General features: G+C 70.1%; 21 protein-coding genes. 13 read left to right on the top strand and 8 right to left on the bottom strand.

Annotation, left to right across the window (positions count from 1 at the left end; all coding sequences use genetic code 11):
• Nucleotides 1–97: 97 nt before the first annotated feature.
• The 5 genes from atpA to BLT97_RS08755 all read left to right on the top strand — a co-directional run bounded on the left by atpA (nucleotide 98) and on the right by BLT97_RS08755 (nucleotide 5,179).
• Nucleotides 98–1,696, top strand: a complete 1,599-nt coding sequence (gene atpA, locus BLT97_RS08775) for a F0F1 ATP synthase subunit alpha (protein WP_093608199.1) — start codon at nucleotides 98–100, stop codon at nucleotides 1,694–1,696.
• A 20-nt stretch (nucleotides 1,697–1,716) separates the two neighbouring features.
• Nucleotides 1,717–2,634 carry a F0F1 ATP synthase subunit gamma gene (locus tag BLT97_RS08770; RefSeq protein WP_093608198.1) on the top strand — a complete coding sequence of 306 codons (918 nt, stop codon included), beginning with the start codon at nucleotides 1,717–1,719 and terminating at the stop codon, nucleotides 2,632–2,634.
• Nucleotides 2,634–4,070: a F0F1 ATP synthase subunit beta gene (gene atpD, locus BLT97_RS08765; protein ID WP_093608197.1), complete on the top strand. Its 1,437-nt coding sequence runs from the start codon at nucleotides 2,634–2,636 to the stop codon at nucleotides 4,068–4,070. The genes BLT97_RS08770 and atpD overlap by 1 nt, the downstream gene beginning before the upstream one ends.
• A 135-nt stretch (nucleotides 4,071–4,205) precedes the next feature.
• Nucleotides 4,206–4,580, top strand: a complete 375-nt coding sequence (locus tag BLT97_RS08760; RefSeq protein WP_093608196.1) for a F0F1 ATP synthase subunit epsilon — start codon at nucleotides 4,206–4,208, stop codon at nucleotides 4,578–4,580.
• 152 nt (nucleotides 4,581–4,732) lie between these two features.
• Complete coding sequence (locus BLT97_RS08755; protein WP_093608195.1) at nucleotides 4,733–5,179, top strand: DUF2550 domain-containing protein; 447 nt, start codon at nucleotides 4,733–4,735, stop codon at nucleotides 5,177–5,179.
• Nucleotides 5,180–5,547: 368 nt separating this feature from the next.
• Here the strand turns inward: BLT97_RS08755 and BLT97_RS08750 are convergent, their stop codons facing one another.
• From BLT97_RS08750 to BLT97_RS08740, 3 genes are all read right to left on the bottom strand, one after another.
• Entirely contained in the window at nucleotides 5,548–7,389 is a 1,842-nt protein-coding gene (locus BLT97_RS08750; RefSeq protein ID WP_093608194.1) for a glycoside hydrolase family 18 chitinase, read from the bottom strand.
• A gap of 208 nt (nucleotides 7,390–7,597) precedes the next feature.
• Nucleotides 7,598–8,248, bottom strand: coding sequence for a response regulator (locus tag BLT97_RS08745; RefSeq protein WP_093608193.1), 651 nt, complete (start codon nucleotides 8,246–8,248; stop codon nucleotides 7,598–7,600).
• Nucleotides 8,245–9,438, bottom strand: coding sequence for a sensor histidine kinase (locus tag BLT97_RS08740; protein ID WP_093608192.1), 1,194 nt, complete (start codon nucleotides 9,436–9,438; stop codon nucleotides 8,245–8,247). The genes BLT97_RS08745 and BLT97_RS08740 overlap by 4 nt, the downstream gene beginning before the upstream one ends.
• Before the next feature lie 161 nt (nucleotides 9,439–9,599).
• On the opposite strand from BLT97_RS08740, the gene BLT97_RS08735 reads away from it, so the two are divergent.
• Nucleotides 9,600–10,181, top strand: a complete 582-nt coding sequence (locus BLT97_RS08735) for a hypothetical protein (RefSeq protein ID WP_093608191.1) — start codon at nucleotides 9,600–9,602, stop codon at nucleotides 10,179–10,181.
• 17 nt (nucleotides 10,182–10,198) lie between these two features.
• Here the strand turns inward: BLT97_RS08735 and BLT97_RS08730 are convergent, their stop codons facing one another.
• From BLT97_RS08730 to BLT97_RS08720, 3 genes are all read right to left on the bottom strand, one after another.
• Nucleotides 10,199–10,774, bottom strand: a complete 576-nt coding sequence (locus tag BLT97_RS08730) for a cob(I)yrinic acid a,c-diamide adenosyltransferase (RefSeq protein WP_093608190.1) — start codon at nucleotides 10,772–10,774, stop codon at nucleotides 10,199–10,201.
• 23 nt (nucleotides 10,775–10,797) lie between these two features.
• Complete coding sequence (locus BLT97_RS08725) at nucleotides 10,798–11,547, bottom strand: ABC transporter permease (RefSeq protein WP_093608189.1); 750 nt, start codon at nucleotides 11,545–11,547, stop codon at nucleotides 10,798–10,800.
• A 66-nt stretch (nucleotides 11,548–11,613) separates the two neighbouring features.
• Nucleotides 11,614–12,396, bottom strand: coding sequence for an ABC transporter ATP-binding protein (locus tag BLT97_RS08720; protein ID WP_093608188.1), 783 nt, complete (start codon nucleotides 12,394–12,396; stop codon nucleotides 11,614–11,616).
• Between the two features lie 81 nt (nucleotides 12,397–12,477).
• Here BLT97_RS08720 and BLT97_RS08715 point away from each other — a divergent pair, with 81 nt between their 5' ends.
• The 5 genes from BLT97_RS08715 (at nucleotide 12,478) to BLT97_RS08700 (ending at nucleotide 17,583) form a co-directional block, all read left to right on the top strand.
• The gene (locus BLT97_RS08715) at nucleotides 12,478–13,116 is read left to right on the top strand and encodes a TetR/AcrR family transcriptional regulator (protein WP_093608187.1); all 639 of its coding nucleotides are present in this window, start codon (nucleotides 12,478–12,480) and stop codon (nucleotides 13,114–13,116) included.
• 211 nt (nucleotides 13,117–13,327) lie between these two features.
• Nucleotides 13,328–14,176 (top strand): 3-hydroxyacyl-CoA dehydrogenase family protein, encoded by an 849-nt coding sequence (locus BLT97_RS08710; protein ID WP_093608186.1) that lies wholly within the window; start codon nucleotides 13,328–13,330, stop codon nucleotides 14,174–14,176.
• Nucleotides 14,177–14,379: 203 nt separating this feature from the next.
• Nucleotides 14,380–14,694: an STAS domain-containing protein gene (locus BLT97_RS08705; RefSeq protein ID WP_093608185.1), complete on the top strand. Its 315-nt coding sequence runs from the start codon at nucleotides 14,380–14,382 to the stop codon at nucleotides 14,692–14,694.
• A gap of 4 nt (nucleotides 14,695–14,698) precedes the next feature.
• Nucleotides 14,699–14,845, top strand: a complete 147-nt coding sequence (locus tag BLT97_RS37805) for a hypothetical protein (protein ID WP_176953700.1) — start codon at nucleotides 14,699–14,701, stop codon at nucleotides 14,843–14,845.
• A gap of 203 nt (nucleotides 14,846–15,048) precedes the next feature.
• The gene (locus tag BLT97_RS08700) at nucleotides 15,049–17,583 is read left to right on the top strand and encodes an ATP-binding protein (RefSeq protein ID WP_093608184.1); all 2,535 of its coding nucleotides are present in this window, start codon (nucleotides 15,049–15,051) and stop codon (nucleotides 17,581–17,583) included.
• A 110-nt stretch (nucleotides 17,584–17,693) separates the two neighbouring features.
• On the opposite strand, the gene nucS is transcribed toward BLT97_RS08700, so the two are convergent.
• A complete protein-coding gene (gene nucS, locus BLT97_RS08695) occupies nucleotides 17,694–18,353 on the bottom strand; it encodes an endonuclease NucS (RefSeq protein WP_176953699.1) in 660 nt (219 codons plus the stop codon).
• A gap of 299 nt (nucleotides 18,354–18,652) precedes the next feature.
• On the opposite strand from nucS, the gene BLT97_RS08690 reads away from it, so the two are divergent.
• Nucleotides 18,653–19,045 (top strand): SCO5389 family protein, encoded by a 393-nt coding sequence (locus tag BLT97_RS08690; protein WP_093608182.1) that lies wholly within the window; start codon nucleotides 18,653–18,655, stop codon nucleotides 19,043–19,045.
• A gap of 94 nt (nucleotides 19,046–19,139) precedes the next feature.
• Here the strand turns inward: BLT97_RS08690 and BLT97_RS08685 are convergent, their stop codons facing one another.
• Nucleotides 19,140–20,168, bottom strand: coding sequence for an LLM class flavin-dependent oxidoreductase (locus BLT97_RS08685; RefSeq protein ID WP_093608181.1), 1,029 nt, complete (start codon nucleotides 20,166–20,168; stop codon nucleotides 19,140–19,142).
• 394 nt (nucleotides 20,169–20,562) lie between these two features.
• Here BLT97_RS08685 and BLT97_RS08680 point away from each other — a divergent pair, with 394 nt between their 5' ends.
• Entirely contained in the window at nucleotides 20,563–20,895 is a 333-nt protein-coding gene (locus BLT97_RS08680) for an ATP/GTP-binding protein (protein WP_093608180.1), read from the top strand.
• The last annotated feature ends 12 nt before the right edge of the window (nucleotides 20,896–20,907 follow it).

Genomic DNA, 20,907 nt, shown 5'->3' with positions numbered 1-20,907 from the left:
GGGCCGTGCAGAGGATTCACCTCTTTGTGGGGGGAGTCCGATCAGGAACACCCCCCAAGTGAAACTTCGGGCCCAACAAGGAGAGCAGGGAACCCAGATGGCGGAGCTCACGATCCGGCCGGAGGAGATCCGGGACGCGCTGGAGAACTTTGTCCAGGCGTACGAGCCGGACGCGGCCTCGCGCGAGGAGGTCGGTACGGTCACCCTTGCCGGCGACGGCATCGCGAAGGTCGAGGGTCTTCCCTCGGCCATGGCCAACGAACTGCTGAAGTTCGAGGACGGCACCCTCGGCCTCGCGCTCAACCTCGAAGAGCGTGAGATCGGTGCCATCGTCCTCGGCGAGTTCAGCGGCATCGAGGAGGGTCAGCCGGTGCAGCGCACCGGTGAGGTCCTCTCTGTCGCCGTCGGTGACGGCTACCTCGGCCGCGTTGTCGACCCGCTCGGCAACCCGATCGACGGCCTCGGCGAGATCGAGACCGTCGGCCGCCGCGCCCTCGAGCTGCAGGCCCCCACGGTCATGCAGCGCAAGTCGGTGCACGAGCCGATGGAGACCGGCTACAAGGCCGTCGACGCGATGACCCCGATCGGCCGTGGTCAGCGTCAGCTGATCATCGGTGACCGCCAGACCGGCAAGACCGCCCTGGCCGTCGACACGATCATCAACCAGCGCGACAACTGGCGCACGGGCGACGTGAACAAGCAGGTGCGCTGCATCTACGTCGCCATCGGCCAGAAGGGCTCGACCATCGCGTCGGTCCGCCGCGCGCTGGAGGAGAACGGCGCCCTCGAGTACACCACCATCGTCGCCGCCCCGGCGTCCGACCCGGCGGGCTTCAAGTACCTGGCGCCCTACACCGGTTCGGCCATCGGCCAGCACTGGATGTACGAGGGCAAGCACGTCCTCATCATCTTCGACGACCTCTCGAAGCAGGCCGACGCCTACCGCGCCGTGTCCCTGCTGCTCCGTCGCCCGCCGGGGCGCGAGGCCTACCCGGGTGACGTCTTCTACCTGCACTCCCGTCTGCTCGAGCGCTGCGCGAAGCTCTCGGACGACATGGGCAAGGGCTCGATGACCGGTCTGCCGATCGTCGAGACCAAGGCCAACGACGTCTCGGCGTTCATCCCGACCAACGTCATCTCCATCACCGACGGCCAGTGCTTCCTGGAGTCGGACCTCTTCAACGCCGGTCAGCGCCCCGCGCTGAACGTCGGTATCTCCGTCTCCCGAGTCGGTGGTTCCGCGCAGCACAAGGCGATGAAGCAGGTCTCCGGCCGCCTCCGTGTGGACCTCGCCCAGTTCCGTGAGCTCGAGGCCTTCGCCGCCTTCGGTTCCGACCTGGACGCCGCCTCGAAGGCCCAGTTGGAGCGCGGTCAGCGCATGGTCGAGCTGCTCAAGCAGGCTCAGTACCAGCCGATGGCCACCGAGGACCAGGTCGTCTCCGTGTGGGCCGGCACCACCGGCAAGATGGACGACGTCCCGGTCGAGGACATCCGCCGCTTCGAGAAGGAGCTCCTGGAGTTCCTGCACCGCAAGGAGCAGGGCCTCATGACCTCCATCAAGGAGGGCGGCAAGATGTCGGACGACACGCTCACCGCCGTCGCGGACGCGATCACCGAGTTCAAGAAGCAGTTCGAGACCTCGGACGGCAAGCTGATCGGCGAGGACGCTCCGGCTGCCGTCAACGTCTCCAAGTGACGACGGAAGGGACCTGACTCATGGGAGCCCAGCTCCGGGTCTACAAGCGTCGCATCCGGTCCGTCACCGCGACGAAGAAGATCACCAAGGCGATGGAGATGATCGCCGCCTCGCGCGTCGTCAAGGCGCAGCGCAAGGTGGCGGCCTCCACGCCGTACGCGACCGAGCTGACCCGCGCGGTCACCGCGGTGGCCACGGGTGCGAACGACAAGCATCCGCTGACCACCGAGGCGGAGAACCCGACCCGGGCCGCTGTCCTGCTCCTGTCGAGCGACCGCGGCCTGGCCGGCGCCTTCAACTCCAACGCCATCAAGGCCGCGGAGCAGCTCACCGAGAAGCTGCAGGGCGAGGGCAAGGAGGTCGACACGTATATCGTCGGCCGCCGTGGCATCGCGCACTACAACTTCCGTGAGCGCAAGATCGCCGGCACGTGGACGGGCTTCACGGACGAGCCCTCCTACGGCGACGCCAAGGAGATCGCGGCGCCGCTGATCGAGGCCATCGAGAAGGAGACGGCGGAGGGCGGCGTGGATGAACTCCACATCGTCTACACCGAGTTCGTCTCGATGATGACGCAGAACGCGGTCGAGGCCCGACTGCTTCCGCTCAGCCTCGACGAGGTCGCGAAGGAGGCGGGCACCAAGGACGAGATCCGCCCGCTGTACGACTTCGAGCCGTCGGCGGAGGACGTCCTCGACGCCCTTCTGCCGCGCTACGTCGAGAGCCGTATCTACAACGCGCTGCTGCAGTCGGCTGCTTCCAAGCACGCCGCCACGCGCCGCGCGATGAAGTCGGCCACCGACAACGCCGGGGATCTGATCAACAACCTTTCCCGGCTTGCCAACGCGGCCCGCCAGGCCGAAATCACCCAGGAAATCAGCGAGATCGTCGGTGGCTCCGCAGCCCTGGCCGACGCGACCGCGGGGAGTGACAAGTAATGACGACCACTGTTGAGACGGCCACGGCTACGGGCCGCGTCGCCCGGGTCATCGGCCCGGTCGTCGACGTGGAGTTCCCCGTCGACGCGATGCCCGACATCTACAACGCCCTGCACGTCGAGGTCTCCGACCCGGCCAACGCGGGCGAGAAGAAGACGCTGACCCTCGAGGTCGCCCAGCACCTGGGTGACGGCGTGGTCCGCGCGATCTCGATGCAGCCCACCGACGGCCTGGTCCGCCAGGCCCCGGTGACCGACACCGGCGACGGCATCACCGTCCCGGTCGGCGACTTCACCAAGGGCAAGGTGTTCAACACCCTCGGCGAGGTCCTGAACGTCGACGAGAAGTACGAGGGCGAGCGCTGGTCCATCCACCGCAAGGCCCCGAACTTCGACGAGCTCGAGTCGAAGACCGAGATGTTCGAGACCGGCGTCAAGGTCATCGACCTTCTCACCCCGTACGTCAAGGGTGGAAAGATCGGTCTGTTCGGTGGTGCCGGCGTCGGCAAGACGGTGCTCATCCAGGAGATGATCTACCGCGTCGCCAACAACCACGACGGTGTGTCCGTGTTCGCCGGCGTGGGTGAGCGCACCCGTGAGGGCAACGACCTCATCGACGAGATGAGCGAGTCGGGCGTCATCGACAAGACCGCGCTGGTCTTCGGTCAGATGGACGAGCCGCCGGGCACCCGTCTGCGCGTGGCCCTGGCCGGTCTGACCATGGCGGAGTACTTCCGCGATGTGCAGAAGCAGGACGTGCTGTTCTTCATCGACAACATCTTCCGCTTCACGCAGGCCGGTTCCGAAGTCTCGACCCTGCTCGGCCGTATGCCCTCCGCGGTGGGCTACCAGCCGAACCTGGCCGACGAGATGGGTCTCCTCCAGGAGCGCATCACCTCGACCCGTGGTCACTCGATCACCTCGATGCAGGCGATCTACGTCCCCGCGGACGACCTGACCGACCCGGCCCCGGCCACCACCTTCGCCCACCTCGACGCGACGACGGTTCTCTCCCGTCCGATCTCCGAGAAGGGCATCTACCCGGCCGTGGACCCGCTGGACTCCACGTCCCGCATCCTGGACCCGCGCTACATCGCGCAGGACCACTACCAGACCGCCATGCGCGTCAAGGGGATCCTCCAGAAGTACAAGGACCTCCAGGACATCATCGCGATCCTCGGTATCGACGAGCTCGGCGAGGAGGACAAGCTCGTCGTCCACCGTGCCCGTCGCGTGGAGCGCTTCCTGTCCCAGAACACGCACGTCGCCAAGCAGTTCACCGGCGTCGACGGTTCGGACGTGTCCCTCGACGAGTCGATCGCGGCGTTCAACGCGATCTGCGACGGCGAGTACGACCACTTCCCGGAGCAGGCGTTCTTCATGTGCGGTGGCATCGACGACCTGAAGAAGGCCGCCAAGGAGCTGGGCGTCTCCTGACGCCGCTCGGCTCACCGCTGGTGAGCTGCAGTGATGTCCGCAGGGGGCGGGTACGTCCCGCCCCCTGCACCACGCCCACTAGAATTCGACCCAACACCCGGCATCACCGCCGGGTGGTGATCCGAGGAGCCAACCTTGGCTGCTGAGCTGCACGTCGAGCTGGTCGCCGCCGACCGCCAGGTCTGGTCCGGCGAGGCCACCCTGGTCGTGGCGCGCACCACGTCCGGCGACATCGGCGTCATGCCCGGTCACCAGCCGCTGCTCGGTGTGCTGGAATCGGGCCCGGTGACCATCCGTACGAGCGCGGGTGAGACCGTCGTGGCCGCTGTGCACGGCGGGTTCATCTCGTTCGCGGACAACAAGCTCTCGCTGCTGGCCGAGATCGTCGAGCTGGCGGACGAGATCGATGTCCAGCGTGCGGAGCGCGCCCTGGAGCGTGCGAAGGCGGAGGCCGACGCCGGTGCGGAGCGCCGCGCGGATGTGCGTCTGCGCGCCGTCGCCACGCGCTGACGGGACGCGGGAGCGCCGTATCCGTTTGAATGCTTGACTCAGCCGCGGCCGGGACTGGTGGATGCCAGTACCGGCCGCGGCTGAGGTGAATGCGGGACAAACACCGTCCCGAGCCGGTTGCGTATCGTGACGAGTCGAGGAGGTCGGTGCACATGGTCCTCGCTCTGCTTGTCTGCGGCCTGGTGGTCGCCGTGGTCCTGGTCGGACTGTTCGTGTTCGGCCTGCGCCGGCGGCTCATCCAGCGCTCGGGCGGCACGTTCGACTGCTCGCTGAGATGGGATGCGCCCGCGTCCGGTGACACCTCCGGCAAGGGGTGGAGTTACGGGGTCGCGCGCTACAGCGGTGACCGGATCGAGTGGTTCCGCGTCTTCTCGTACGCGCCTCGGCCCCGGCGGATCCTCGAGCGGTCCGCGATCGAGGTCGTCGACCGGCGGTCCCCGGACGGGGACGAGGAGGTCGCGCTCCTGTCCGACGCGATCGTGCTCGGCTGTACCCACCGGGGTACGCGCCTTGAGCTGGCGATGTCGGAGGATGCGCTGACCGGGTTCCTGGCCTGGCTGGAGGCTGCGCCTCCTGGGCAGCGGGTGAATGTGGCGTAGGGGTTCGGTGCGGTTCGTCTTCGGGTGCGGCTGGGTTGCGCCTGCGGCGGGCCGTTTTCCCCTACCCGCCCCTTCCCGAAACCGGGGGCTCCACCCCCGGACCCCCACTATCAGCCCCTCCGGCGCTTGAGGAGATCCGACCGAAGGTCGGATGAGGGGTCCGGGGCAGAGCCCCGGTTTCGGGAAGGGGCGGGGTGGAGGAGAGAACAGGGGCCGGATCGCCGCGGCCGGACGCGGGGGCTGCGCCGCCTGCACCCCCGCTGGGACCTGCGCGACAGAAACGCCCCGCCGGCACCCGCCCCAACAAAGAAGCCGGAACGACAGGGGGCAGACCTGCCGTTCCGGCTTCCGTATGGAGGGGGCTGGGGTTAGCCGAGGCCGCTTCTGATCGCCGAGACCAGCTCACCGTTCGCCGTGTCTCCGCTGAACTCCCAGAAGAACGCGCCGCCCAGGCCCTGGTTCTTGGCCCAGGTCATCTTCGAGGCGATGGTCGCCGGGGTGTCGTACGACCACCAGTCGCTGCCGCAGTGGGCGTACGCCGTGCCCGCCACCGTGCCGTTCGCCGGGCACTTGGTCTTCAGGACCTTGTAGTCCTCGATGCCCGCCTCGTAGGTGCCGGCCGCGGGGCCGGTCGCCGTGCCGCCGGGGGCCGCCTGCGTGACGCCCGTCCAGCCGCGGCCGTAGAAGCCGATGCCGAGCAGGAGCTTCGAGGCCGGGACGCCCTTCGCCTTGAGCTTGGCGATGGCCTGCGAGGACGTGAAGCCGTCCTGCGGGATGCCCGCGTACGGGGTGAGCGGGGAGTGCGGGGCGGTCGGGCCGTTCTTGGCCCAGGCGCCGAAGAAGTCGTACGTCATCACGTTGTACCAGTCGACCGAGGCCGCGGCGCCGCCGTAGTCGGCCGCGTCGATCTTGCCGCCGGCGGTGGCGTCCGCCGTGATGGCGGCCGTGACCAGGTTGTTCGGGCCGAACTTGGTGCGCAGCGCCGACATCAGGTTCTTGAAGGCCGCCGGGCCGCTGCTGTCACAGGTCAGACCGCAGGCGTTCGGGTACTCCCAGTCGATGTCGATGCCGTCGAAGACATCGGCCCAGCGCGGGTCCTCGACCAGCTTGTAGCAGGACTCGGCGAAGGCCGCCGGGTTCTGTGCGGCCTGGCCGAAGCCGCCGGAGTAGGTCCAGCCGCCCACCGAGTACAGGATCTTGATGTGCGGGTACTTGGCCTTCAGCTTGCGCAGCTGGTTGAAGTTGCCGCGCAGCGGCTGGTCCCAGGTGTCCGCCACGCCGTCCACGGACTGGTCGGCCGTGTACGCCTTGTCGATGGCCGCGAAGGAGTCGTCCATCGTGCACTGGCCGTTCTTGACGTTGGCGAAGGCGTAGTTGATGTGCGTGATCTTCGACGCCGAGCCGGAGGAGACCAGGTTCTTCACGTGGTAGTTGCGGCCGTAGACGCCCCACTCGACGAAGTAGCCGAGGCTGGTCTTGCCGGCCGGGCCGGGCGGGTCGACGACGCCGCCGGTGGTGCGCACCGCGCGGGCGCCGCTGACCGGACCGGTCTGGTTGCCGGTGTCACGGGCCTGCACGGAGTACGAGTAGTCCGTGCCGGCGGTCAGTCCGGTGTTGGTGTACGTGGTGCCGGTGACCGTGGCCACCACGGAACCGTCGCGTAGGACGTCGTAGTTCTTGATGCCCTTGTCGTCGGTGGCCGCGCTCCAGCTGAGCTTCACCGAGGTGTCGGTGATGTCCGATGCGGTGGGGGTGCCGGGCGCGCTCGGCGGGTTGTCGCCGGGGACGGTGGGTCCGCCGTCACAACTGGCGCCGTTCAGCTTGCAGTTGGCGGGGGAGCCGGAGCCCGAACCGTTGAAGCCGAAGGAGACCGAGGCGCCGGGGGCGAGTGTGCCGTTCCAACCCAGGTTCTTGGCGGTCCAGTGGTCGCCCGAGTTGGTGACGGTGGCGTCCCAGGCGGAGGTGACCTTGGTGCCGGCCGGGAAGTCCCATTCGACGGTCCACGAGGATATGGAGGTGGTGCCGGTGTTCTTGACGGTCCACTTCCCCTCGAAGCCGCTGCCCCAGTCCTGGGTCTTGGCGTACGTGGCGGTGGCCTCGGCCGCGGCGGCCGGTGTGGACAGGCCGACGAGTGCGGCGAAGGGGAGGACGAGGGTGGTGAGCCCTGCGATCAGTCTGTGGCGTACACGGGGGGTGGGTCTGAAGCGCATCGCGCGCCTCCTGACGTGAGGTCCGGACGGGTGGGGGTGGGACCTGCGCTGCCCTGAGCACGGTGGGACGTGTGCTCACCGCAAAGTGAGGCGAGCGTAGAAAGGTCTGGACCTTACGTCAATAGGTCTGGACCACTGGGGAGTTGAGTTCCGGCCGTTTTCGGCAGAGATTTTCCGTAAGGCGGTACGGGGCGGGGTGGTGCTCCCGTCAGATGCCCAACTCCTGTGCCAGTACGGCCGCTTGGACCCGGCTGCGCAGCTCCAGCTTGCCCAGGAGCCGGCTGACGTGGGTCTTCACCGTCGCCTCGGCCATGTCGAGGCGGGCCGCGATCTCCGCGTTGGACAGCCCCTGGCCCAGGCAGGACAGGACCTCGCGCTCGCGCCGCGTGAGGGCGTCGAGCACCGCCGGATCGTGGGCCGTGCCCCCGCCCCGTACCGGCGGCTTCGCGGCGAACTCGGCGATCAGCCGGCGGGTCACCGCCGGCGCGATCAGACCCTCGCCGCGCGCCACCGTCCGCACGGCCTCCAGGAGGTCCTTGGCCTCGGTGTTCTTCAGGAGGAAGCCCGAGGCGCCGGCCCGCAGCGCCCCGAAGACGTACTCGTCGAGGTCGAAGGTGGTCAGGACCAGGACGTCGGCGAGGCCCTCGGAGACCACCTGGCGGGTGGCCGAGACGCCGTCGAGACGGGGCATCTGGATGTCCATCAGGACCAGGTCCGGGCGCAGTTCGCGGGCGAGCGCGACCGCCTGCTCGCCGTCGGACGCCTCCCCGGCCACCTCTATGTCGGGTGCGCTGCGCAGGATCAGGACCAGGCCGGCGCGGACGGCAGACTGGTCCTCGGCGACCAGGACGCGGATCATGCGGACTCCCTTTCCGGTACGGGGAGTTCGGCCCGTACCCGCCAGATCTTGCCGTACGCGGAATCCTCCGGGCCCGCGGAGAAGGTGCCGCCGAGCAGGGCGGCCCGTTCGCGCATCCCCACGAGCCCCGCGCCGGACCCGGGCGCGCGTGGTCCGTCCACGGCGCCGACCGGGCTGGTGACCTCCACCGTCAGCAGGGCCTCCGCCTGGGCGAGCCGCACCCGCACCTCGCCGCGTGCGGCGTGCTTGAGCGCATTGGTCAGGGACTCCTGCACGATCCGGTACGCGGCCAGCTCCACCGGGGCGGGCAGCGACACGGCGGCGCGGGGGCCTTCGGGCGGGACCCGGGTGTCGTCGAGCGTGACGTCCAGACCATTGGTGCGGGCCTGTTCGAGCAGGGTGCCGAGACCGTCGAGGGTGGGTGCGGCCGCCGGTTCGAGGTCGCCGCTGTCGTCGCGCAGGATGCCGATCAGGCGGCGCATCTCGGCGAGGCCCTCGACGCTGTTCTCGCGGATGACCGCGAGCGCGTCCCGGGTGGTCTTCGGGTCGTCGAGGGAGAGCGCGGCCGTGGAGTGGATGGCGATCGCGGAGAGGTGGTTGGCGACCATGTCGTGCAGCTCGCGGGCCATCCGGGCGCGTTCGGCGGTGACGGCCTGGGTGCGGTCCATCTCGGCGAGCAGCGCGGTCTGCTCGGCGCGCAGCTCGGCGGCTTCGGCGGCCTTGCGGTGGTTGCGGACGGCGGAGCCGGTGATGGCGGGGGTCACCGTGATCAGGGCGATCACCGCACCGACGAGGAGGGCCTCGGCCTGGCGGAAGGCGATCAGGAAGGCGATGGTCGACAGGGCCGTGACCACGCCGGTGACGACGGGGATACGCCGGGCCGAGGCGTCCGTGCCGTACAGGACGGCCGCGTAGACGAGATCCGCGAACATCACGGCGGTCAGCAGATTGCCGTCCGTGAACTGGTCGGCCACCAGACAGACCGTGCCGAGCAGCAGCGCGGTGCGCGGGTACATGCGGCGGCCGAGCTCCAGGACGGCGATGGCGCACAGCGGCAGCAGCACCCACGCCCCGTGCAGGAGCCGGGTGCCCTGGTTCATGGTGAGCCCGAGGCCCCAGAAGATCAGCCCGCAGGCAAGGCTGGCCCCGGCGATCAGCACATCGTGCGGGTGCGGTCGGGCTCGGTTCATGGGTCCATCCAACACGCAGCGGGCCGCCGCGCCCTCCGTACCGGGGCCGAACCGGGACTGCATCCTTCGATGTACTCGCGGTTCGTCACCCGCGACGACGAAACGGGCGGATTTCCACGGGAGCCTGGAAGGGACCGAGAGGCCGAGCCGAGGAGTCCGAAGTGATCGTCACGCTCATCATCGTCTGCGAGGTCGCCTTCTGGGTGCTGCTCGCGGGCGGTCTCGCGTTCCGCTACCTGCTGCGGATGCCGCGCACGGGTGCGGCGATCCTGCTGTGCGAGCCGCTCCTCGAGGTGCTCCTGCTCATCGTCACCGCGATCGACCTGAAGAACGGCGCCGACCCGAGCGCCAAGCACGGCATCGCGGCGCTCTACATCGGCTACACCGTCGGCCACGGCCACCGCACCGTGAAGTGGCTCGACCGGCACGCCGCCCACCGCTTCGACGGCGCCCCGCTGAACCGCCCGCCGCGCTACGGCCTGGCCCGCGCCCGCCACGAGGGCAAGGTGTGGCTGGGCACGGTGGTCGCGGCGGCGGTTGCGTCGGGGCTGCTGTTCCTCGCGATGCTGTACATCGACGACTCCAGCCGTACGGCTCCGCTGGAGACCTGGCAGGCCATCGCCTGGCGTGCCGTGGCCATCCACGGCCTGATCGCGCTCAGCTACACGATCTGGCCGAAGAAGGCGCCGGCCGGGCAGGAGCCCGGGGACGCGAAGGACGCCAAGGAACTGACGAAGCTCTGAGCCCGGGGCCCGAAGGGCTAGCCCCGCTCACCGCCCGGCACCCACAGCACGTCCCCGACCTCCTTGTTGGCCGTACGGGCCAGGATGAACAGGAGGTCGGAGAGGCGGTTGAGGTACGTGGCGGTGAGCGGGTTCATCGTCTCGCCGTGCTCCTCGAGCGCCGCCCACGTGGAGCGCTCGGCCCGCCGTACCACCGTGCAGGCCTGGTGGAGGAGCGCGGCGCCGGGCGTACCGCCGGGCAGGATGAACGAACGGAGCTTCTCCAGCTCCTCGTTGAAGCGGTCGCAGTCCGCTTCGAGACGGTCGATGTAGAACTGCTCGACGCGCAGCGGCGGGAACTCCGGGTTCTCCACGACGGGGGTGGCCAGGTCGGCACCCACGTCGAAGAGATCGTTCTGCACCCGTACGAGCACGGTCTTGATCTCCTCGTCCAGACCGCCGAGCGCGAGGGCGGTGCCGAGCACGGCATTGGCCTCGTTGGCGTCGGCGTAGGCGGAGATCCGCAGATCGGTCTTCTTCGTCCGGCTCATGTCGCCGAGCGCGGTGGTGCCCTTGTCGCCGGTACGGGTGTAGATACGCGTCAGGTTGACCATGAGCCGAGACTACGCCCCGCCGTTCAGGCTCCGGACCTGGCGAACAGCCGTGTGCCGATCGTCACGGACACCGCGGAAAGGGCGAGCGCCGCGAGGGTCCCGTAGAGCATCTGCGTGCTCGCGAAGTCGCCCACGTACGCCGCCCTGACCGCGTCCACGAGATAGCGCAGCGGCACGAAGTGCGACAGGACGTCGAGCCAGCCGGGCGCCAGCGCCATGGGCAGCATCAGGCCGGAGAGCAGCATGGCCGGCATCGTCAGCGCGTTGATCACCGGGCCGAATTCGGCCGGGGTGTTCGCCTTCATGCCGAGCGCGTACGACAGCGACGCGAGCGACATCGACAGCACACCGACGAACAGGAAGCCGACCACGATGCCGGCGAGTGGTGCGCGCAGGCCCATGACCAGGGCGGCGAGGACGAGCAGCACCGACTGGAACGCGAAGAGCAGGGCGTCGCGCAGGACGCGCCCGAGGAGCAGGGCGAGCCGGCTGACCGGGGTGACCCGCATGCGGTCCACGACCCCGTACGTCTTCTCGACGATGATCCCGAACCCGCAGAACGAGGCGCCGAACAGACCGAGTTGGAGCAGCAGTCCGGGCACGAGCACCTGCCAGGAACTCCCCTCGGAGCCGAGTGGCAGGCCGGTCAGGAGCGGACCGAAGAAGAAGAGGTAGAGGAGCGGCATCAGGAGGCCGAAGAGGATCTGGAACTTGGAGGAGAGGGTCTGGCGGGCGTAGCGCCCGAAGACGATCGCGGTGTCGTGGAGGAGCATCGGGGGTCCTGGGGGAGGGGGTGGGTCGGGGAGTGCGGAGTCGTCGCAGGGTGCGCGGCAGGCGCGTCAGACGGCGACCGGGGTCGTGTCCACCGGGGCCGGGCCCCGGCCGGTGATCGCGAGGAAGGTCTCCTGAAGCGACGCGGTCGCCGAGCCCGCGTACCGCTCCTTGAGCGCGGCAGGCGTGCCCTGGGCCACGACGGTGCCGTGGTCCACCACCACCAGGCGGTCCGCCAGCGCATCCGCCTCGTCCAGGTAGTGCGTGGTCAGGAACACGGTCGTGCCGTGCCGGTCGCGCAGTGAGCGCACCAGGTCCCACAGGTCGGCGCGCCCGGCCGGGTCGAGCCCGGTCGTGGGCTCGTCGAGGAAGAGCAGCGCGGGCCGGTGGGTGAGGGCCATGGCGATGTCGAGCCGCCGCCGCTGACCGCCGGAGAGCGCCGCGCACTTGCGGTCGAGCAGGCCGTCCAGGCCCAGCTCGGACGCCAACTCCTCGGCGCGGGCGGCCGCTTGGGCCTTCGTCAGGCGGTAGAGCCGCCCCTGCGTGACCAGCTCCTCGCGGACGGAGATGTTCGGGTCCACGCCGCCCGACTGCGCCACGTATCCGCACTTCTCGCGGACGCCCGCCGGATCCCGTACGAGATCGCAGCCCGCGACCGTGGCCGCGCCGCCGGTGGGCGGGAGCAGCGTGGTGAGCATGCGCAGCGTGGTGGTCTTGCCCGCGCCGTTCGGGCCGAGGAAGCCCAGGATCTCGCCGGGCGCCACGGTGAGGTCGATGCCGCGGACCGCCTCGACCGGGCCCCGCTTCGTCCGGAAGGTACGGGCCAGACCGGCCGTACTGATGATTGCCATGACCCCAGAAAAACAGGGTCACTGAAATTTTGCAACCACCCCAAAATTTCAGGAAGCCCACTGATCGCCTACGATGGGCCCATGGCCGAGGGACTGAGGGAGCGCAAGAAGCGCGAGACGCGGCAGCGGATCTCCGACATCGCCACCGGGCTCTTCCTGGAGCAGGGCTTCACCGCCGTGACGGTCGCCGACGTGGCCGAGGCCGCCGACGTGTCCGTGAACACCGTCTACAACTACTTCCCGGCCAAGGAGGACCTCTTCCTCGACCGGATCGACGCCGTCAAGCAGCGGCTCTCCGGGTTCATCCGGGGGCGCGCCAAGGGGGAGTCCGCCGCCCGCGCCGTGCTGCGCGAACTGCACGACGGCATCGAGGCGGTCTCGCCCGCGTACGGACTCAACGACGACTTCCACCGCTTCATGGCGGTGATCGACGGAGCGCCCACCCTCAAGGCGCGGCTGTGGTTCCTCCAGCAGGAGGTGGTCGAGAACACCGTGGCCACCCTGCGCGAGGAGACCGGCGCGGCCCCGGACGACCCGCTGCCGCTGCTCGTCGGCGGGCAGCTCGCCTGGATCGAGGGGGCCGTCGTCGGCTACATCAACCGCGAGATGGTCGCCCGCCGCGACGGCGCCGCGGTCTCGCGGGACGCGCTCGTCCTGCTCGACGAGATCGAGGACCTATTGAGCGAAAAGGTCCTCAACTACGCGGTGCGCACCGGTTGATGGACCGGCCCGGTGTGATGTGCGTCGTATCGGGCGTGACGCGCATCTCGTAGGCCCCCATCCCGGGCTCACGGCCGCTAGTGTCCGCCGAGGAGAACCGTGAACAGTCCGTAAGTTTCCTCGGTTCCATCGGAATCGTCAGCACGCGGAACCATCAGCGCAGCGTCGTACGCACAGCGCCGTGCGTATGCCGGGACAGGAGAAAAGCACAGTGGCCAGGAAGCTCGCCGTCGTCGGAGCCGGACTCATGGGCTCCGGAATTGCTCAGGTCTCTGCCCAGGCCGGCTGGGACGTGGTCCTGCGCGACATCACCGACGAAGCCCTGACCCGCGGCACGGACGGCATCAAGAAGTCGTACGAGAAGTTCGTGAGCAAGGGCAAGCTCTCGGCCGAGGACGCCGAGGCCGCGCTCGCCCGCATCACCACGACCACCGACCTGGACGCGGCCGCCGACGCCGACATCGTCGTCGAGGCCGTCTTCGAGAAGCTCGAGGTCAAGCACGAGATCTTCCGCGCGCTCGACAAGATCGCGCGCGAGGACGCGGTGCTCGCCTCCAACACCTCGGCGATCCCGATCACGAAGATCGCGGCGGTCACCGAGCGCCCCGAGCGCGTGGTCGGTGCCCACTTCTTCTCGCCCGTGCCGATGATGCAGCTGTGCGAGCTCGTCCGCGGCTACAAGACGAGTGACGAAACCCTCGCCAGGACGCGGGAGTTCGCCGAGTCGGTCGGCAAGACCTGCATCGTCGTCAACCGCGATGTGGCCGGCTTCGTCACCACCCGCCTGATCTCGGCGCTCGTCGTCGAGGCCGCCAAGCTCTACGAGTCGGGTGTGGCGAGCGCCGAAGACATCGACATCGCCTGCAAGTTGGGCTTCGGTCACGCCATGGGCCCGCTGGCCACCGCGGACCTCACGGGCGTGGACATCCTGCTCCACGCCACCAGCAACATCTACACCGAGTCCCAGGACGAGAAGTTCGCGCCGCCGGAGCTCATGCGCCGGATGGTCGACGCCGGGGACATCGGGCGCAAGAGCGGTCAGGGCTTCTACAAGCACTGAACCGCCGTGCGCACGGGGCCGCTTCGGTGATCGAACGCGCGGCGGCTCCCGTGTCGCTCGGACGAGTGAATTGGGTATCGGTTCGCTTACGGACGGCAACTGCCGTGACCGTAAGCCGGTCAGTTGGGTTGAACAGTCAGGCAGACGGCGCGTGGGCATGAGGTCGCTGCGCACGCCATGACGGACCACTCCGGGGAGCGCATATGTACATCAGGGGCGACCATGCCGAGCTGGCCGTCGGGGGCAGCCTCGACGTCCGCAGCGCGGCGGACGCCCGGACCGTCCTGCACTCCGCCCTGGACGAAGGGGCCGGCGATCTCGTGCTCGACCTCGCGGGCCTCGACGCGCTCGACGCCACCGGACTCGGTGTGATCATGGGCGCGCACCGCCAGGCCGGACGCTGCGGCAGGCGGCTCGTCCTGCGCAATGTGCCGCCGCAGATGCAGCGCCTCCTGGTGGCCACGCGCCTGCACCGCATCCTCGCGATCGAAGGCGGGATCGGGGCGCATCCTCTGTAGGTCCGTGCCCCGGCGGTCCGAGAAGCAGCGCGCGTACGGCAAGCAGCTCCCGTCCGGCAAGAGGCGTGGGTCCGGCAAGCTGCACTCGTCCGGCAAGCTGCGCGCGTCCGACAAGCTGCACGCGTCCGACAAGCAGGCGCGCGTCCGATAAGCCCGGACAAGTCACCGCACTCGCACAATCCTCACGAGACTGTGACGTCCTGGACGGCGCGGCACCCCGGCTGTTCCGCGATACTGAGCGAAGGTCTAAGGTTCGGTCGCTCACTCACAAGAGAGCACCGGACCAGAAGCGACAGTGTGGTGTGCGAAAGGCCGGGGAAGCCGAGGCACATCCGCTTTTGGGGGGCTTTGACCATGGACCCGACGAACCGGGGACCGCAGGACTTCGGTCACGACGAGGACCGATACGAGGACCGCTACGACGCGGGGGGCGGCGGCACACCGCAGCGCCCGCCCCGCGATGCCATCACGCCCGACTTCGGCAGCCCCGTGCCCGCGCGCACGGTGCAGCTGGTGTCCGGCGACTTCCTCCTCACGGTCAACCCGGTGGACGGCAGCGAGATCGAACCCTGCCCGCCGGGAGAACTGCCGCCGCGCCCGGTCAAGTTCACGCTCGCCGAGCGCACCGAACTGGCCCGCGCCGCCGTACCGCCGGCACCGCCCGGCCCCGAACAGCCGCGCCGCGTGCTCCTGGAGCGCCAGGAGGAGCGCGAGCGGCTCGTCCGGCTGCTCGCCCGCGGGCGCTCCGTACGGCTCACCGGACCCTCCGGATCCGGCCGTACCGCGCTGCTCACGACCGTGGCCGAGGACTGCCTGGACCTCGCGCCCGACGGGGTCATCCGGCTCAACGGGCACAAGCGCGGCCCCGCCGAGCTGCTCTTCGATCTGTACGCAGCCGTCTACAAGTCGCCGCTGCACCGCCCCGATCGCGCCCAGCTGCTCGATCTCGTCCGTGACATCGGCGCCGTGGTCGTGGTCGACGACCTGGAGTTCGGCGGCAGCGCGCTCGACGAGTTCCTGGAGGCCACGCCCGAGTGCGCCTTCCTGCTCGCCGCGACCCCCGAGATACCCGCGCCCTCGGCCGACTCGCACATCGAGGAGGTCTTCCTCGGCGGGCTCAGCCGCAGCGCCGGCCTCGAGCTCCTGGAGCGCGCGGTCGGCCGTGCGCTCACCGACGACGAGGCCGGCTGGGCCGGTGACCTCTGGTTCGAGTCCGAGGGGCTGCCGCTGCGCTTCGTGCAGGCCGGCGCCCTGCTGCGGCAGCGCGACCTGCTGCGCGCCGACCCCACCGCCTTCGACGAGTACGGGTACTACGCCGAGGCCCCCGTCGACGCGCCCTTCGACGCCGAGGACGGCCACGACGTACCGCTGCCGACCCTCGCCGAGGGCGCGGCGCCCGCCGAGCTGCTCGCCTCGCGGCTCAGCGAATCCGCCCGCACCACCTTGAAGTTCGCCGTCGCGCTCGGCGGCGAGGTGCCGCACCAGGCCCATCTGCCCGCCCTCGTGGGCGACACGCACGCGGACGCCGCGCTCGGCGAGCTGGCCGCCGTCGCCCTCGTCACGCCCGTCGGCCCGCGCTGGCGGCTCGCGGCAGGCGTACAGGCCCAGTTGACCGCGGCGGGCTACGCCGCGACGCAGCAGGAGCGCGTGGAGCTCGCGCACACCGCCGCCCAGCACTACGCCTGGTGGGCCGGCCACCCCTCGGTCACGCCCGAACGGGCCGCGGCCGAGGCCGAGGCGGCGCTCGCGGCGCTCGCGCTCCTGCTCGCCGCGCCCGACTCCGGCCATGCCAGTTCCGCCGTCCTGCTCGCCCGCACCGCGGCTCCCGCCTATGCCGCGGGGCTCGACTGGGGCGCGTGGGAGCGGGTGCTGCGGGCCGGGCAGGAGGCGGCCCGCGTATCCGGCGAAGTGGCCGAAGAGGCGTATTTCCACCACGAGTTGGGGATCTTCGCGCTGCTCGGCGGCCAGCTCGACCGGGCCCGCGCCGAGCTGGAGGCCTCCATCGGGCTGCGCGGCGCGCTCGCCGACAAGCGCGGCACGGTCGCCGGGCGCAGAGCCCTGGCGCTGGTCGCGGACCGGTCCGGGGGAGTGCTGCACGGCGGCCGTACGCCGGCCGGTGAAGAGGTGCCGGACGCGCGCTACGAGGAGTCGGCCTCGCCGCCCGGTGGCGTACCGGCGGCGTTCGCGCTGCCCGGACCCGAGTCCGAGCCGCCGACGATGATCAGCCGGCCGGTCACTCCGGTCGCGGGCGGCCCGCGCCCCAAGTCCGGTGCGGGACGCGCCGTGCTCAGCGGCACCCGGCGCAACCTCGTCGCGGCGGGTGCGGGCGCGCTGCTCGCAGCCGTGCTCGGCACCGTCGTGACGCTCGGCGCCACCTCGAACGACGACCCGTCGAACCGGGTACGGCCCAACCAGACCGCCAGTGAGCAGGACGGCGGTGACGGACTGCCCGCCGACCAGCCCGACAAGGACGACGAGGCGGCCGACTCCACGCGGCGGCCCACCGATCCGGGCGAGGACGGGGTGATCGGGACCTCCGACGACCCGACGCCGCCGGAGTCGAGCGACGAGCCCTCGGACGGTCCGTCGGCGAGCGACAAGCCCTCGGACAGCCCGACCAAGCCTTCGGACAAGCCGACGAAGCCGACGGACAAGCCCACGACGAAGCCGCCGACGTCCTCGAACCCGCCGACCGATCCGCCGACGGACCCGCCCACGGATCCGCCGACCGACCCTCCGACGGACCCGCCGACGGATCCGCCCACCGAGGAGCCGTCCTCGCCGCAGAACTCCGACACGGCCAGCGCCCCGGTCTCGAGCTCCCCGTCCAGGAGCGAGTCGGCCAGCAGCCCTGCCTCGGACTCGCCGAGCGCGTCCACCGTGGCCTGAGGCGGACCGTGGCCTGAGGCTGCGTCCACACGGCAGAGCGCCGTGCCTCCCGGAACCTCCGGGGGACACGGCGCTTTGTGCGTTCAGATTGCGTACAGGAAAGAGCGGCCCTAGAACAGCCGCAGCTTGTCGTCCTCGATGCCGCGCAGCGCGTCGTAGTCGAGCACGGTGCAGCCGATGCCGCGGTCCGTGGCGAGGACGCGGGCCTGCGGCTTGATCTCCTGGGCCGCGAAGACACCGCGCACGGGCGCCAAGTGCGGGTCGCGGTTGAGCAGTTCGAGGTAGCGCGTGAGCTGCTCGACACCGTCGATCTCACCGCGCCGCTTGATCTCCACCGCGACCGTCTGACCCTCGGCGTCGCGGCACAGGATGTCCACCGGCCCGATGGCGGTGGGGTATTCGCGGCGGATCAGGGTGTAGCCCTCGCCGAGCGTCTCGATGCGGTCGGCGAGCAGCTCCTGAAGGTGCGCCTCGACGCCGTCCTTGATGAGGCCGGGGTCCACACCGAGCTCGTGGGAGGAGTCGTGCAGGATCTCCTCCATCGTGATGATCAGTTTCTCGCCCGCTTTGTTGATGACCGTCCACACATCCTCGTCCTCCTTGAGGGTGCACGGCGGCGACATCCAGTTCAGCGGCTTGTAGGCGCGGTCGTCCGCGTGGATGGAGACACTGCCGTCCGCCTTCACGAGGATGAGGCGGGGAGCCGACGGGAGGTGGGCGGTGAGCCGGCCCGCGTAGTCCACGGAGCAGCGGGCGATGACGAGACGCATGGTCGGCAACGCTACTCGACGCGGCACGGTTCGCGCGATTCGCCCCGGAAACCGGAGGCGGACAGGAACCGGGCACGAGGCGTCCCGGAAGCGCGGCGCTCCGGTGCGCCGGGGTATCTCCCGGCTTGCCCCTGTTCAACCTTGGTTGATTATTGGCCGGTTGTGGCCGCCTTCTCCTGGTGCGCGACCGATGCGTTGCCTACCGTGGAAGCAGGAGGTCGCGAAGCGTGCACGCTGCGTAGGCGATTTCCGCACCTATCCGTGAGCCCCCGCTCCCCGGGGGCGCGAGAGGAGAACCCATGTCGCTCGACGTCTCACCGGCTCTGTTGGCACAGGCCGAGCGAGGCGAGGTCGATGAAGCGGAATTCGTCGACTGCGTCCGGACTTCCCTGCCGTACGCATGGGAGATGATCAGCTCGTTGGTGGCTCAGCTGGAGGTCGACGGAGGAGAGTTCGCCGACAACCAGACCCCGCCGCCGAGTGAGCAGGAGCGCGGTCAGCTGCTGCGCGCCCTGGCAAGCGACGCGATACGTGGTGCGCTCCAGCGCCACTTCGGAGTGCGCCTGGCATTCCAGAACTGCCACCGTGTCGCCGTGTTCCCCGCCGGCCCCGAGGCCGACGAAAGGCTGGCCCGCTTCACCTCGATCCGCGGCCAGTTGCTGAACCAGTCACCTGAACTGCGGGACTGCTGACGCCTGTTGCTGCCGCCTCGTACGCGGGAGGTGTATCCGGGGCGGCAGCCCCCACCGGTCTCCGGTCGCCAATGGCCCGTGAAGAGGGCCGCTTTCAAGCCAGCTGGGGGAGCACCTCGCCCCCGAGCCGCCGCAGGTTCTCCTCGGTCGAGTCCAGATCTCCCGAGCCCTCCGTGAGCAGCGCGAAGCGCGTGATGCCCGTACGCTCCGCCGTCGCCGCGAGCCGGTCCGCGCACAGCTTCGGCGTGCCCACCGGGTGCAGCGAGCACAGCAGCCGGGTGTACGCGAGCGGGTCGCGCATCTTCCGCTCCCGCCCGTCCACCGTGACATGCGCGTCCAGGCCCTGCTTCAGCCAGCCCGGCATCGCCTTGAGCAGCGTCTCGGCCGCCTCGACCGTACGGTCCGCGATCTGCGCCACGCCCGCGGACACATGCTGCGTCGCGGCCACCTCGTCCGGCGTCCGCCCGGCATCGAGGGCGGCCGACCGGTAGAGCGCGACCATCTCGGCCTTCTCCTCGTCGCCGATGTGCATCCCGAGCAGCATCGCGAGCCCGCGCCCGGCCGCGAGCCGGACGCTCGACGGCGAGGTGCAGGCCACGATCAGCTCCGGGCCCGGCGCACCGTGCAGCGCCTGGTCCGGCGCCGGCACCACCGGCACCTCACGGAAGCGGAACCGCTCGCCGTCCGCGCCCACCCGCGGTTCGGTGAGCCAGCGGTGCAGCACGTCCAGGGCTTCCGGGAACCCCTTCTCGTACGCCTCGATGCCCGCGCCGAACACCTCGAGGTCCACCCACGGCCCGCCGCGCCCCACACCGAGCGTGAACCGCCCGCCGCTCGTGAGGTGCAGGAGCGCGGCCTGCTCGCCGAGCTGGACCGGATGCTGGGTGGGCAGCACGCTGACCGCGGTGCCCACCCGGATCCGCCGGGTGCGGCCGAGCAGCAGCGCCGCCAGCGTGGTGGCCGAGGGGCAGACCCCGTACGGCACGAAATGGTGCTCGGCCAGCCACACCGAGTCGAGGCCGGCCTCCTCGGCCACCTCCGCGCTGCGCACCGCGCGGTGCAGCGCCTCCCCCTGGCCTTGGCCCGGGAACTGGGCCGCGAGAACGAAACTTCCCACACGCATCGCTGCTCTGCCTCCTTGGCGCCGACGCGGTACTCCCCCTGCCTGGCAACAACGCATGACACGTGCCAAAGGCACGGCCTGGCATAAAGGTTGGCCCATTTTCGTATGAACGTCGTGTGGGCCAGGCCGGATGTGCTTTGTTGTGCGAGCGTCCGGTTCCTTGTGCTACGCAGGACCGGATGTCCGGGGAAGTTGCCGGGGACATGCGGGGGTCTTTGTGCGTCATTGTGGGGCCGCCGGCCCGTGATCGGATGCCTCGTGCGGGGCGGGTACCCGCCTGTTCGACGCGTAGGCTTGGCCGCGGTCCGTATTCGTCATTCGTCGTTTCCGCGGCGTCCGCTCCGGGTGGTGCCCGGGAGGGCGGCCGCCGCGAGCCAGCCGGTGAGGTGTTCTGGTGTCCCCGCGTAAGAACCGCCCCAAGAACTCAGGCGGATCCGGCCGAGGCGGCGACGAGGAGAGCGGGACGCGCTACGGCGGGTTCGAGCACGCGGAGCACCATCAGGGCGAGGAGTACCGCGTACGGCACGTGGCGGGCGCGAGCGCGGCGGGCAAGACGTACCGGTGCCCGGGCTGCGACCAGGAGATCCCCTCGGGCGTGCCGCATGTGGTGGCCTGGCCGCAGCACGGCGGCGTGGACGACCGCAGGCACTGGCACAAGGCGTGCTGGAACGCGAGGGACCGCCGCACCTCCAGGGTGCAGCGGTCCCGTAACGCGCCGAAGTACTGACGCGGGAGTGCC

This window comes from Streptomyces indicus, from assembly GCF_900100315.1.
Classification (GTDB): Bacteria; Actinomycetota; Actinomycetes; order Streptomycetales; family Streptomycetaceae; genus Streptomyces; species Streptomyces indicus.
The sequence above is the reverse complement of the archived record's forward strand: the minus strand, read 5'-3'. Positions and strand labels throughout refer to the sequence as shown.